At 64.7% G+C, this 11922-nt stretch carries 12 protein-coding genes; 6 read left to right on the plus strand and 6 right to left on the minus strand.

Going from position 1 to position 11922, the window contains the following annotated elements:
* Nucleotides 1–21: 21 nt before the first annotated feature.
* The 4 genes from CWR53_RS09355 to CWR53_RS09370 are packed head-to-tail and all read right to left on the minus strand — an operon-like array spanning nt 22 to nt 3762.
* Nucleotides 22–813, minus strand: a complete 792-nt coding sequence (locus CWR53_RS09355; protein ID WP_100851330.1) for an ABC transporter permease — start codon at nt 811–813, stop codon at nt 22–24.
* Nucleotides 813–1553 (minus strand): ABC transporter ATP-binding protein, encoded by a 741-nt coding sequence (locus CWR53_RS09360; RefSeq protein WP_100851331.1) that lies wholly within the window; start codon nt 1551–1553, stop codon nt 813–815. Before CWR53_RS09360 ends, CWR53_RS09355 begins: the two co-directional genes overlap by 1 nt.
* On the minus strand, nt 1550–2539 hold the full coding sequence (locus CWR53_RS09365) for a YVTN family beta-propeller repeat protein (protein ID WP_100851332.1): 990 nt from the start codon (nt 2537–2539) through the stop codon (nt 1550–1552). Before CWR53_RS09365 ends, CWR53_RS09360 begins: the two co-directional genes overlap by 4 nt.
* Nucleotides 2540–2568: 29 nt before the next feature.
* On the minus strand, nt 2569–3762 hold the full coding sequence (locus CWR53_RS09370; protein WP_100851333.1) for an ABC transporter substrate-binding protein: 1194 nt from the start codon (nt 3760–3762) through the stop codon (nt 2569–2571).
* A 147-nt stretch (nt 3763–3909) separates the two neighbouring features.
* Here CWR53_RS09370 and CWR53_RS09375 point away from each other — a divergent pair, with 147 nt between their 5' ends.
* Both CWR53_RS09375 and CWR53_RS09380 read left to right on the plus strand, forming a co-directional pair.
* A complete protein-coding gene (locus tag CWR53_RS09375) occupies nt 3910–5193 on the plus strand; it encodes a histidine kinase (protein ID WP_100851334.1) in 1284 nt (427 codons plus the stop codon).
* Nucleotides 5190–5828: a response regulator transcription factor gene (locus CWR53_RS09380; protein ID WP_058605246.1), complete on the plus strand. Its 639-nt coding sequence runs from the start codon at nt 5190–5192 to the stop codon at nt 5826–5828. The genes CWR53_RS09375 and CWR53_RS09380 overlap by 4 nt, the downstream gene beginning before the upstream one ends.
* Before the next feature lie 14 nt (nt 5829–5842).
* On the opposite strand, the gene CWR53_RS09385 is transcribed toward CWR53_RS09380, so the two are convergent.
* Together CWR53_RS09385 and exaA are read right to left on the minus strand one after the other, a co-directional pair.
* Nucleotides 5843–6502: a pentapeptide repeat-containing protein gene (locus tag CWR53_RS09385; protein ID WP_100852613.1), complete on the minus strand. Its 660-nt coding sequence runs from the start codon at nt 6500–6502 to the stop codon at nt 5843–5845.
* Between the two features lie 62 nt (nt 6503–6564).
* Nucleotides 6565–8460, minus strand: a complete 1896-nt coding sequence (gene exaA / locus CWR53_RS09390; RefSeq protein WP_100851335.1) for a quinoprotein ethanol dehydrogenase — start codon at nt 8458–8460, stop codon at nt 6565–6567.
* Between the two features lie 251 nt (nt 8461–8711).
* Between exaA and pedF the strand changes: the two genes are divergently transcribed.
* The 4 genes from pedF to CWR53_RS09410 are packed head-to-tail and all read left to right on the plus strand — an operon-like array spanning nt 8712 to nt 11810.
* Nucleotides 8712–9173: a cytochrome c-550 PedF gene (gene pedF, locus CWR53_RS09395; RefSeq protein ID WP_058605249.1), complete on the plus strand. Its 462-nt coding sequence runs from the start codon at nt 8712–8714 to the stop codon at nt 9171–9173.
* Nucleotides 9170–10063, plus strand: a complete 894-nt coding sequence (locus CWR53_RS09400; protein WP_100851336.1) for an ABC transporter substrate-binding protein — start codon at nt 9170–9172, stop codon at nt 10061–10063. Before pedF ends, CWR53_RS09400 begins: the two co-directional genes overlap by 4 nt.
* 9 nt (nt 10064–10072) lie before the next feature.
* On the plus strand, nt 10073–10837 hold the full coding sequence (locus CWR53_RS09405) for a quinoprotein dehydrogenase-associated SoxYZ-like carrier (RefSeq protein WP_058637245.1): 765 nt from the start codon (nt 10073–10075) through the stop codon (nt 10835–10837).
* A gap of 40 nt (nt 10838–10877) precedes the next feature.
* Nucleotides 10878–11810: a quinoprotein relay system zinc metallohydrolase 1 gene (locus CWR53_RS09410; protein ID WP_100851337.1), complete on the plus strand. Its 933-nt coding sequence runs from the start codon at nt 10878–10880 to the stop codon at nt 11808–11810.
* The last annotated feature ends 112 nt before the right edge of the window (nt 11811–11922 follow it).

Consider the following 11922-nt stretch of genomic DNA (forward strand, 5'->3'; position numbering starts at 1 on the left):
TAGTAGAGGCGAGGGCCTGGCTCACCGTGGCTTGCGCAGGGCGGCGTGCTGCGGGTTGAAGGTGACGATGGCCAGCAGCGTGAACAGCACGCTCAGCGCCAGGCATACCGCCAGCGCCAGCAGGTTCAGCCGCTCGTAGAGCGCAAAGCGCACCAGCTCGACCGCATGGGTGAACGGGTTGACCGCGCACAGCCAGTACAGCCACTGGCTGGCCTCCTGCATTTTCCACAGCGGATAAAGCGCCGACGACAGAAAGAACAGAGGGAAGATCACGAAATTCATCACCCCGGCAAAATTCTCCAGCTGGCGGATGGCATTGGACAGCAGCAGTCCCAATGCACTGAGCATGAACCCCACCAGCAGCACTGCGGGCAGGGCCAGCCCCAGGCCGCCGACCGGGGGCTCAATGCCGTACAGCCAGGCGATGACGAGGAAGATGTACACCTGCAACACGGAGATCAGCGACGTCGCCATAAGCTTGCTGCACAACAGAAAAGCCCTGGGCAGCGGGCTGGTCAACAGCACCCGCATGCTGCCCATCTCCCGGTCGTAGACCATCAATAGCGAACCCTGCATGCCATTGAACAGCAGGATCATGCAGGCCAGCCCCGGCACGATGTAGACCTCGTAGGGAATGTAGCTGTCGTAAGGCTCGATGATGGCGATGCCCAGTGCCGCACGAAACCCGGCAGCGAATACCACCAGCCACAGCAAAGGGCGCACCAGTGCGCTCAACAGGCGCGTGCGCTGGCGCACGAAGCGCAGGGCTTCACGCATGAGGATGCCGCTGAAGCAGTACCAGTAGGCGTTCATCAGGTGAGTGCTCCGGTCATGTCCCGCGTGTGATGGGCGAACGTGCGGCCCAGGTCGCCGTCGTGGGGCTGCATCATGGCTTCGGCAGGCCCACTCGCCACCACCCGACCCTGGTGCAGGATGACCAAGTCATCGGCCGGTTGCACTTCATCGAGCAGGTGAGTGGTCCACAGCACGCTCAAGGGCTGATCGCTAAGGCACAAGTCACGCACGTGCTGGTTGAGCGCCTGCCGGCTGGCCGGGTCCAGGCCCACGCTGGCTTCGTCGAGCAGCAACAGGCGGGGCCCGTGTAGCAAGGCCCGGGCAATTTCGACGCGGCGCCTGTGCCCGGCATTGAGTTCACGCACAGGGTCACGACGCCGCTCCCCCAGCCCTTGGCGGGCCAGCTCGGCGTCCACGCGGCGCTGGGCTTCCCGTCGGGGCAGGCCATGCAGCGCCGCGTGATAGCGCAGGTTCTGCTCCACGCCAAGGTCCAGGTCCAGCGTGCTCTGCTGAAACACGACGCCCAACTGGCCCAGGGCCGCCCGCGGCTGGTGGCGCAGCGAACAGCCCAATACCTGGATATCGCCGTGCTGCAAGTCATACAGGCAGGTCATCAAGGCAATCAGGGTCGACTTGCCGGCGCCATTGGGCCCCAGCAAGGCGGTAAAGTGGCCCGGCGCCAGGTTGAAGGTCACGTCCCTGAGCGCTGCGCGCTGACCATAGGCGAAACTGACCCCCGTTACGTGCAGTGCGTTCATGGCGTGACCACCACACCCCATGGGTAGCGGCCGACCTTGATCGACTTGAGCACCTTGAGGCTGGCCACGTCGATCACCGACACGTCGCCGCTCACGCCATTGGTGGCCAGCAACTGCTGCTGGTCAGGGGTGAAGGCCAGCTGCCAGACGCGGCGCCCCACCAGCAGGTAGTCCAGCACCTCGAATGTCCTGGCATCGACCACCGCCACATGATTGGCCGGGCCCAGCGCCACGAACGCGTACTTGCCATCGGCGCTGAGCTTGACGCCCACCGGCTGGACTTTGTCAGGGTGCACACCCTTAATGGCGAAGTTCAGGGTCTTGAGCACCTGGCGCGAAGCCACGTCCAGGATGGTGACGGTCCCGCCAATTTCCGCCGACGCCCACAGGTGTTTGCCGTCCTGGCTGAATTCCACGAAACGCGGGCGCTGGTCCACCGGCGTGCTGTCGGCCAGGGTCTGGGTCTGGGTGTCGATCCAGTGCAGCATGTTGGTGGTTTCGCTGGTATTGACCGCCCATTTGCCATCCGGGCTCACGGCCATGCCCTCAGGTTCGATGCCCACCTCCACCTGGGCCAGTACCGTGTCGGTTACGGTATCAATGACCGTGACCAGGGCATCGTCTTCGTTGGACACGTACAGCCAACGGTCATTGGGATGCAGGGCGAACTGCTCGGGGTCTTTGCCTGAGGGCAGTTCCTTGACGAGGGTACGGCTGGCCACGTCCATCACCTGCACCCGATCCGAATCGCTGGCGCAGATGTACAGCAGCTTGTTGTCGTGTGACAGCAGCAGGCCGCGCGGGCGTTGGCCGACGGGCAGGGTGTCGGTTACCGTCAGGGTCTGCAGGTCGATCAGGCTCAGGGTGTTGTCTTTCTCGTTGGACACCCAAGCGGTGGCGGCCAGGGTAGGCTCGCAGGCTATGGCCAGCACGGCCGGCAGCAGATGGGCGCACAGCAGGCTGCGTGGTGAGGGGAGGCGGCGCATGGCAGGTTCCTTGTTATTGTGTGGGCGTTTCAGGGGTACGGGCAGGTCACGTCGGCCTTGTCGAACCCCAGGCTGTCCATCTCATTGGAAGGGTGCAGGAAGCCTTCCTGCGGTGAGGTGCTGACCAGGGCCCTTGGCTGCACCAGGGGGATGGGTTGGCGCAGCTCGCCATTCCAGGGCCTGTAGCTGAGCTTGCGCCCCTTGAAGCCATCGAGTGGCAATCGTTCGCTGACAAGCAGTTGTTGCAAGGCCTGGGGCTTGGCCTCACGCAGCTTGCTGACCGCCGTAGCGATGCTGCGCACCGCCATCCAGGCTGCGAAGTCACGGTCGTTCATCCAGCGGCCGGCCTGCGCTTGGAAACGTTTTTGCAATTGCGCGGCGCCAAACGTTTCCACGGTCTTGTGCCAGCCAGTGGGCGTCAGGCCCTGAGTGCCGGCGACCGGGCGGGGCAACCAGGTCTGGTAGGGCACGTATTCGCCGAAGTCGCCACGTTCATCAGCCACCAGCACCACGTCGTATTCGCGCGCCTGGGTGAACAGCGGCATGTCGGCCTGGGCGCTGCGGCGCTGGTCGTTGTCGAACGTCCAGCGTTTCTCGGCCACCAGGTGCAGGCCAAAGCGCTTCGCCGCGCGGCGCAGTGCGGCGGCGTAGGCTTCATCGTCCGGGGTCTGCCCGACGATCAGCAAGCCGCGCTGCCATTTGCGCAGCACCAGAAACTGCACCAGCGCATCGGCCAGCATCGCCCGCCCAGGCAGGGCGTGCAGCACATTGCCCAGGCACTGCGCGCTGCGTACGGCGTCATCCGGGCTGCCGGCATTGAACAGCAGGCTGTCGGGCAGTGCCGCAGACAAGGCCCGCAGGCTGGCGACCGGCGCATTGACGACGAACAACCGCACGCCTTCCCCATGCTGGGCCTGGGCGGCATGCAGCAGTCGCTCGGCGGAGTCGGCACGGGCGCTGACCAGCTCGAACTGCTGCTTGAGAAACCGCCCGGTGCTGTTGCTGTCGGCAATGGCCAGTTGCGCCCCTTGCAGGCCGGCATCGTCCGGTTCAGGCAGGATGTTGGACAACAGCGGCCCGCTGTCAGGGCGATAGCCCAGGTAGCCGATGCGGATGTGCAACGCGCTCGCAGCCTGGGTGTCAGCCCCTTGGTCGTGCGCCCAAACCGTCGGCGCGAGCAAGGTCAGCAGGCAGGTCAGGACAAGGTGGGCAGGCTGGCGCATATCGCACTCCACGGCAGATGGCGCCAGCATAGAAAGCCTGCCGGGGCCGGGGAATATGCAGAAAGTAGCGCCCAGCCGCTACCAAGGTAGTAGCCGATGCGCCCGCGCCGGGCCCTAGGATGGCAGCAGTTGCCCTGGAGTCCGGTCATGCACGCTGCCAATCTGTCTGCCCTATGGCGTATCAACCTGTGGGTCACCGGCTGTTTCGCGGTGTTGACCCTGGCCTGTGCGGGGGTCGTGCTGCATCAGGCATCAGCCGATGTGAAACGGGAGTTGCAGTCGGCCGAAGCGGTAATGGCATACATGGCCCAAGCCGCCATCCACAACCCGGCGAGCCTGCAACCTGCGCTGACCGAGCACCTGCGCCACGTGCGCGTGCAGTGGCTGGTCCCTGGCGAGGTTGAAAAAGCGTCGGTGCCGTCCGCGGCCGGGCTCGATGGCTGGTTGGGCGCGGTGCTGGCAGGCAAGTACTACGACAGCACGCGCCTGCTGGCCCTCGATGACGGCCGGCGCGTCGCGCTGAGCGTGGACGCCCGCGATGAGGTGGACGAAGTCTGGGATTCGCTGCAACAGTTGCTGGCGGTCTGTGTTGTCGCGTTGGCCGTGAGCCTGCTGTCCATCAGTTGGGCCGTGCGGCGCGGGCTGCGCCTGCTGGCCGCGCTGCTGTGTGCATTGCGTCAGGTGTCGGGAGGTCAGCTGGACGTGCGCCTGCAAGAGACCGGTGGCCCGGAAGCGCGCCAGTTGGCCGGGCACTTCAACCAGATGGCTGCGGCGATCGAGCAGGCCCAGGCCGACAACCGGCAACTGACCGGCGCTTTGCTGGCGGTTCAGGAGCAGGAGCGGACAAGACTGGCCCAGGCGTTGCACGACGACCTGGGCCAGTACGTGGCCGGCATCCGCGCCCAGGTGTGCCTGTTGCAATTGTGTGCCCACCAGCCTGAGCAGGTGCGGCAAACCACCCAGACGCTGGAAAGCAATTGCGCAGGCTTGCAGTTCGGTTTCCGCGCCTTGGTACGGGACTTGTATCCGGTTGCGCTACAGCACCTGCCCATGGCGGAGGCGCTCAACCAGTTGGTGAGCCAATGGCGTGCCAGCCAGGCCATCGAGTGCCAGTTGCTGGTCGGCGCCCAGTTGCCGGCGCTGTCACCCACTCGACGCACGCACCTGTACCGGTTGTTGCAGGAAGCGCTGACCAACGTTGCACGCCATGCCCGCGCCCGTCAGGTGCGGATACGCCTGCAACGCGGCGCCAACGGGCTGCGCCTGCTGGTTCGCGACGATGGCTGTGGTGCCAGCCAGCCTGGGCGCCCAGGGGTAGGCCTGCATTCGATGGCCGAGCGCGCCCGCAGCCTGGGCGGTGAGTTGCGCATACTCAGCCATCCCGGTGCCGGGTGGGCACTGGCCCTGACGATTCCTTTGGAGGTGTCATGAATATCGTGCTGGTCGACGACCACGCCGTGGTCCGCCAGGGCTACGCCAGCCTGTTGCGCGCCGTGTTGCCAGCGATGCAGGTGCGCGAGGCTGCCAGCGGTGAAGAAGCCCTGGCTCGGGTGCAGGAGCAGGTACCGAACCTGGTGATCATGGACTTCGGCCTGCCCGGCATCAGCGGGTTGGAAACCACCCGACGCCTGCGCCAGCGCCTGCCGCAGTTGCGGGTGCTGTTCTTCAGCATGCATGACGAGCTGCCACTGGTGCGCCAGGCGCTGGACGCCGGCGCCGCCGGCTACCTGACCAAGAACTCGGCCCCGCAAGTGTTGGTCGAGGCCGTACAGCGCGTGCTTGCCGGGCACGCCTACATCGAGCAGGGGCTGGCCACGCAGCTGGCTTGCAGCACGACGCACGATGCCTGTGACCCCAGGCTGCAACGCCTGACCCAGCGGGAGCTGGAAATCTTCGTGATGCTGGTTCGTGGCACACCAGCCCGGTCGATCGCCGAGCAGCTGTGCATCAGCGCAAAGACCGTCTCCAATCACCTGACCACGCTCAAGAGCAAACTGCAGGTCGGCTCCCATGCTGAACTGGTGCACGTGGGTATCGACCTAGGTCTGGTACGTGTAGCGGGGTAGTCAAGTTCTGCAGGTCAATGTTCCCAAGTGGCTGGGCAGCCGGTGCAGCCTTGCATGTTGGCGTCCTGGAAGTTGCCGTAGTGCAAGCGCGCGCCCTCCAGATGGGCTTGTTCGAGGTTGCTCTGGCCGAGCTTGGCTTCCTGAAGGTTGGCATCGTTCAGATGAGCGCCGCGCAAGTCGGTCTTGCTCAGCCAGGCCATTTCCAGATCGGCCGCCTGCAAGTTGGCCTGCTGCATCCTGGCACCGGAGAGCCGGGCGAATTGCAAGTAGGCGGCGCTCAGGTCGGCGTTGGCGAACTGGGCGCCTTGGGCGAACAGCCCCCAGCCCTGGATGGCCATCAGCCGTGCGCCGCTTAGGTTGGCCAGGCGCAGGTTGCTTTGCTGCAGGCTGGCGCGGGTCAGGTTGGCGCCCTGCAATCGGGCCTTTTCGAGGTTGGCCAGGTCCAGCCGGGCGTGGCGCAGGTCGGCATCGCGCAGGTCGGCGCCGGCCAGGTTCATCTTGCGCAGGTCCTGGTTGGCCAGTTTGGCGCCCCGCAGGTCGGCGCCGGGGCATTGGCTGGCTTCGGCAATCACGCAGCCGTTGATGCTCAACGGCGTGTCGCTGTCGTCGATGTCAGTGGCCAGCGCCATGGCGGGTGTGACGGCCAGCAACAAGGCCAGGGGTAGAAAAGTCATCATCGAGCTCTCTGGGCAGACGGAAAAGGGCAGGGCGCAGCCAGACCGCACCCCGCTGTCGGTCAACGTTGAGCGGTCGGGTTGTCCCAGCTCGGTATCTTGAACACCCAGAACGAACCGCCTTGGGCAACTGGCTTGGTCAGTTCGGCCATGTCGCCACCCCACAGCGGTACCGCGCCGCCATAGCCGACGGTGACGCCGATGTACTGCTCTCCGTCCTGCTCCCAGGTAATGGGCGGGGAAACGATGCCGCTGCCGGTCTGGAATTTCCACAGCTCCTTGCCGGTCTTGGCGTCGAACGCCTTGAAGAAACCGTCACCGGTGCCGGTGAACACCAGGTTGCCCTTGGTCGCCAGCACCCCGGCCCACAGCGGCAGGTGCTCCTTGTGTTCCCACACCAGCTTGCCGGTGGTCGGGTCCATGGCACGCAGGGTGCCTACGTGGTCGTCGTACATGCGCTTGATGCGAAAGCCCATGCCCAGGTAAGCGGAGCCTTTCTTGTAGTTCACCTCCTCGGTCCAGTACTCCTCTTTCCACTGGTTGCCCGGGATGTAGAAAAGCCCGGTGTCCTGGCTATAGGCCATGGGGTTCCAGTTCTTGCCGCCCAGGAAGGGTGGCGACACTTCCACCGGCTTGCCCTTGGTTTCGCCCGGCAGCGGCTTGGCGGGCCGTTGCCCTGGATTTTCCACGGGGCGGCCGGTCTTGAGGTCGATGTGGCTGGCCCAGGTGATGTTGTCGACGAAGGGGAAGGCGTTCTGCAGCTTGCCGTCGTTACGATCGACCACGTAGAAGAAGCCGTTGCGGTCGGCATGCCCCGTGGCCTTGATCACCTTGCCTTGCTTGTCCTTGTAGTCGAACAGCACCAGCTCGTTGTTGCCAGAGAAGTCCCAGGCGTCGTTAGGGGTGTGCTGGTAGAACCATTTGACCTCGCCGGTGCTGGGGTCCACGCCCACCTGGCCGGAGGTATAGAGGCTATCGTAATCGTGCGGGTTGCCGTCCTTGGCGGTGCGTGCCCAGGTGTTCCAGGGGCCGGGGTTGCCGGCACCGACGATGATGGTGTTGGTCTCGGCATCGAAGCTTGCGCTCTGCCAGGGAGCGCCGCCGCCGTGGCTCCAGGCCTCCACCTTGCCGGTTTCGGTGGTCGGGTCATCCGGCCAGGACGGTGCCTTGACGTTGCCGGTGGGGGTGCTGTCCTTGCCATTGAGGCGGCCCATGTGGCCCTCCACGAAGGGGCGCATCCACACTTCCTCGCCGGTTTCCGGGTCACGGGCGAACAGCTGGCCCACCACACCGAATTCATCGCCCGAGCTGCCGTGAATCAGCAGCACCTTGCCGCTGGTCTTGTCTTTGACCAGCACGGGCGCCCCGGTCATGGTGTAGCCGGCGCTGTGGTCGCCGAACTTCTTGTTCCACACCACCTTGCCGGTATTCTTGTTCAGCGCGATGACCCGAGCGTCCAGGGTGCCGAAATAGACCTTGTCGCCGTAGATGGCAGCGCCACGGTTGACCACGTCGCAGCACGGACGAATGTTGTCCGGCAGGCGGTGGTTGTAGGTCCACAGGCGTTTGCCGGTCTTGGCATCGAGGGCGAATACCCGCGAGTAGGAGCCGGTAACGTACACCACGCCGTCGCTGACGATGGCCTGGGACTCCTGGCCCCGCTGCTTTTCGTCACCAAAGGAGTAGGACCAGGCCGGGGTCAGCTTGAACACGTTCTTGTCGTTGACCTGGGCCAGCGGGCTCCAGCGCTGGGCGTTGGTGCCCATGCCGTATTGCAGCACATCCCCGGGCGTGAGGTGGTCGTTGGCGATGTCTTCCCAGGTCACGTTCTTGCTGGCAGGTGCCGGGCTTGTGGTGGCCGCCGTGGCCACTGTCCCGGTGGCCAGGCTTGCGGCCAGCAGCAGGGCCCTCACGCTCAGGGCCAGGGGAGACGGGGCGGGTAGCGATCTTGTTGTCATGGTTGCGATTCCCTGTGGAGTTTGGCCCGCACAGCGTGGTCCGCCTGGGCGCTGCGCAACAGGGAGAAAATCCCGCCGTGGCCGGGAAAACTTCCCAGCGCCAACCTCTTTTCGCACTTCGTCGCAAGCCCTACTACCAAGGAACGAACACCCGACCACCAAAGCAGCATACGGCGTCGGCGCTGCGGTTTCTAAGATGGCGGCACGGCCTCTGTGGTTGAGGCCTTGCGTGCAACCGTGAGGGCATAACAATGACAATCAAACGCAACGTCGTGCTTGCTGCAGGCCTGTTGGCCGGTGCCGTGTTGACCGGGTCGGCCTGGGCCCACGGCAACGTGGTGCCTCAGGCGGTGGAAACCCAGGGGCTGACCCCGATCAAGGATGCCGGCGTAAGCCTGGATGCCGATGGCTGGGCGGCGGTCAACCCTTACCGGGAGTCTCCCGAGCACGACAAGGCGGTTGAAATCGGCGCGTCGGCGTACAACCAGAACTGCGCAGCGTGCCATGGTCTGGAAGCCAAGTCCGGCGGCATCGCACCTGACCTGCGCATGCTCGACGTCGGCGAAGCGGGCGATGAATGGTTTGTCGAACGTGTGCGTCACGGTGCCGTGCGCGATGGCCGCGTGTACATGCCCAAGATGGCGGACTACCTGAGCCAGGAAGCGCTATGGGCGGTGCGCACCTACCTGGACAGCGTACACGTGGACGAATGAACGTCGTGCGCTCCTGGGCAGCCAGGCTTTGTGCCATCGCCGGCCTGCTGCTGTGGGGGGCGGCGGTGCAGGGGCAGGTGCGCAATTACGATTCGATCATCGCCGCAGGCGAGCTCAAGGTCGCGGTCTACAAGGACTTTGCCCCCTACAGTTTCCAGGACCATGGCCAGGCCCGTGGGGTGGACGTGGAGCTGGCGCAGGCGCTTGCCGACGCGATGGGCGTGCGGCTGCAGCTGATCTGGGCGCCGCCTGGCGAGAAGCTCGACGACGACCTGCGCGATTACATCTGGCGAGCAAGTCCGCTGCGTCACCAGCAGTTGGCCGATGTGATGATGCGCGTGCCTTACGACCAGGCGTATACCCAGAAGCGCAACGAACTGGGCGAGCTGGAAAATGGCCAGGTGGTGATGTTCGGCCCTTACCAGCAGGAGCGCTGGCAGGTGGCGTTCGATCGCAGGCGCCTGCCGTCGGTTGGCAGTATCGCGACGCTCAAGGGCCACCCGGTCGGAGTCGAGGTAGACAGCGTGCCTTCGTTCTACCTGACATCGGTGTTCGACGGGCTACTGCGTGCCAGCGCACGCCACTACCCCAGCGTGCAGCGGGCGTTTGCGGCCCTGGGCCAAGGCGAGGTGGATGCGGTGATGGCCATGCGCGGTGAAGTGGACTGGCAACTGCACCAGGCCCGCAACCCGCATCTGCAGGTGGCCGAAAACGCCTACCCCAGCCTGGGCAAGCAGATGTGGGAAATCGGAATGGCGGTGCATGAAAGCAACCGGCAGCTGGCCTACGCCCTGGAAGAAACCCTCGAAGCGATGATCCGCGAGGGTCGCATGCAGGCGCTCTACGCGCACTACGGGCTGCGCTATGAGGTCCCGGAGATGTACCAATAGGAGCGAGCGATGAACTGGCGAGCGGGGTTGGGGCTGCTGTGCATCCTGAGCTGGTCGACTCATGGGCTGGGCGACGCGCCCGCCAGCAATGCCGACCCTGTCCCTTCGGTGATGTGGGCGTTCTACCACAAGCAGATCCTGAACCAGGCGCCGTTCGTCTTCGATGATCGGGTCAAACTGCTGGCGCCGCCTTTTGCCGAGGATGCCCGCCAGGTCCCGCTGGAGATCGATGCCAGGGCTTTGCCTGATGTGGTGCGGATTCTGGCCTGGGCCGAGCTCAATCCATTGCCGCGCATCGTCGACTTCGAACCAGGGGAACAGGTCATGCCTTGGCTGTCGGTGCGCATTCGGGTCGAGCAGGCCACGCCGTTACGGGCAGCTGCGCTGACCCGCGACGGCATCTGGCATGTGGGGTCGGCCCTGGTCGACGCAGCCGGTGGGGGTTGCACCGCACCCAGCGTGGTGCGCACCCAGCCAGGGTGGGAGGAGCATCTGGGTGAAGTGCTCGGCGGGCGCTATCGGCGTCAGGAAGGCAGCCGCTTGCGCCTGCAGATCGCTCACCCCATGGACAATGGCCTGGTCAGCGGGATTCCGGAATTTTTTATCAACCAAGCTGAGCTACTGGATGAACATGGGCAGCGGTTGGCGGCTTTGGTGCTTTATCCGGCGGTGAGTGAAAACCCAAGCCTTGGGTTCGATGTGCGCGCACCAGGGCCTACCCGCCTGGTGCTGCAGGATAACAGCGGCAATCGGTTCGAAGCCGCCGTGCCCTGAACGTGACTGGCTTGTTTTGATGCTCAACAGGAGGCACCTGATGCGATGGATGATGCTCTTGCTGCTGGGCGTGTGCCTGCCGGCGCTGGCCGACTTCGACTACCGGCTGGCGCCGCGCCAGATCGCCCAGGGCACCTGGGTGCTTGAAGGTAGCACCGAGAATTTCGCCAAGGCCAACGGCGGCAATGTTGTGAACACGGCGTTCATCGTGACCGACACTGGCGTGGTAGTGATCGACAGCGGGCCATCCAAGCGCTATGGGGAGGCCTTGCGCCAGGCAATCGCCGGGGTCACGAACAAGCCTGTCATCGAAGTCCTGTTGACCCACCACCACCCTGATCATGTGTTGGGTAGCCAGGCATTCGCCGATGTGCCGATCGCTGCGCTGGCCGGTACGACCGAGCTGTTGCGCAAGCAGGGCGATGCCATGGCTGAAAACATGTACCGTTTGGTCGGCGACTGGATGCGTGGCACCGAAGTGCTCTTGCCGACCGAGGTGGTCCAACCCGGCGTGCGTGAAGTGGGCGGGCATCGATTGCGCCTGTTGGGGTTGGCAGGGCATACCGGCGCTGACCTGGCCATTTTCGACGAAACGACCGGCGTGCTGTTCGCTGGCGACCTGGTGTTCTACGAGCGCGCCCTGACCACGCCCAACAGCCCGGGGCTGGACGTTTGGCAGCGTGACCTGGACACGTTGCAAGCCCTGCCCTGGAAACAACTGGTACCGGGCCATGGCCCTGTCGCAAGCGATACCAGGCCCTTTGTCCAGATGCACGATTACCTGGGCTGGCTGGACGGCCTGATGCGCGAAGGCGCCGAGCGGGGCGCCGACATGGTCGAGCTGATCCGCAGCCCTGTGCCTGAGCGGTTTGCCGCGATCAGCCTGACGCGCTATGAGCTGATTCGAAGTGTCAGCCACCTGTACCCGCGCTATGAAAAGCAGGTAATGCAACGGGTGGATCTCAGGCCCTGATAACGGCCAGGCCTAGTGCTCTTGTACCAAGGAACTAGGGTTTTGCGTATTGCGGTCAATTGCTGGCAGCCAGGGCGGGAACAAGAATTCCCGCCACACCGGGAAAATTTCC

Origin of the sequence: Pseudomonas sp. SGAir0191, assembly GCF_002812565.2 — a bacterium.
Lineage (GTDB): Bacteria > Pseudomonadota > Gammaproteobacteria > Pseudomonadales > Pseudomonadaceae > Aquipseudomonas > Aquipseudomonas parafulva_B.

What these genes read in the sequence shown, in the direction of transcription:
- CWR53_RS09355 (WP_100851330.1), bottom strand. Translation starts at nt 813, where the DNA reads ATGAACGCCTACTGGTACTGCTTCAGCGGCATCCTCATGCGTGAAGCC.
- CWR53_RS09360 (WP_100851331.1), bottom strand. Translation starts at nt 1,553, where the DNA reads ATGAACGCACTGCACGTAACGGGGGTCAGTTTCGCCTATGGTCAGCGC.
- CWR53_RS09365 (WP_100851332.1), bottom strand. Translation starts at nt 2,539, where the DNA reads ATGCGCCGCCTCCCCTCACCACGCAGCCTGCTGTGCGCCCATCTGCTG.
- CWR53_RS09370 (WP_100851333.1), bottom strand. Translation starts at nt 3,762, where the DNA reads ATGCGCCAGCCTGCCCACCTTGTCCTGACCTGCCTGCTGACCTTGCTC.
- CWR53_RS09375 (WP_100851334.1), top strand. Translation starts at nt 3,910, where the DNA reads ATGCACGCTGCCAATCTGTCTGCCCTATGGCGTATCAACCTGTGGGTC.
- CWR53_RS09380 (WP_058605246.1), top strand. Translation starts at nt 5,190, where the DNA reads ATGAATATCGTGCTGGTCGACGACCACGCCGTGGTCCGCCAGGGCTAC.
- CWR53_RS09385 (WP_100852613.1), bottom strand. Translation starts at nt 6,502, where the DNA reads ATGACTTTTCTACCCCTGGCCTTGTTGCTGGCCGTCACACCCGCCATG.
- exaA (WP_100851335.1), bottom strand. Translation starts at nt 8,460, where the DNA reads ATGACAACAAGATCGCTACCCGCCCCGTCTCCCCTGGCCCTGAGCGTG.
- pedF (WP_058605249.1), top strand. Translation starts at nt 8,712, where the DNA reads ATGACAATCAAACGCAACGTCGTGCTTGCTGCAGGCCTGTTGGCCGGT.
- CWR53_RS09400 (WP_100851336.1), top strand. Translation starts at nt 9,170, where the DNA reads ATGAACGTCGTGCGCTCCTGGGCAGCCAGGCTTTGTGCCATCGCCGGC.
- CWR53_RS09405 (WP_058637245.1), top strand. Translation starts at nt 10,073, where the DNA reads ATGAACTGGCGAGCGGGGTTGGGGCTGCTGTGCATCCTGAGCTGGTCG.
- CWR53_RS09410 (WP_100851337.1), top strand. Translation starts at nt 10,878, where the DNA reads ATGCGATGGATGATGCTCTTGCTGCTGGGCGTGTGCCTGCCGGCGCTG.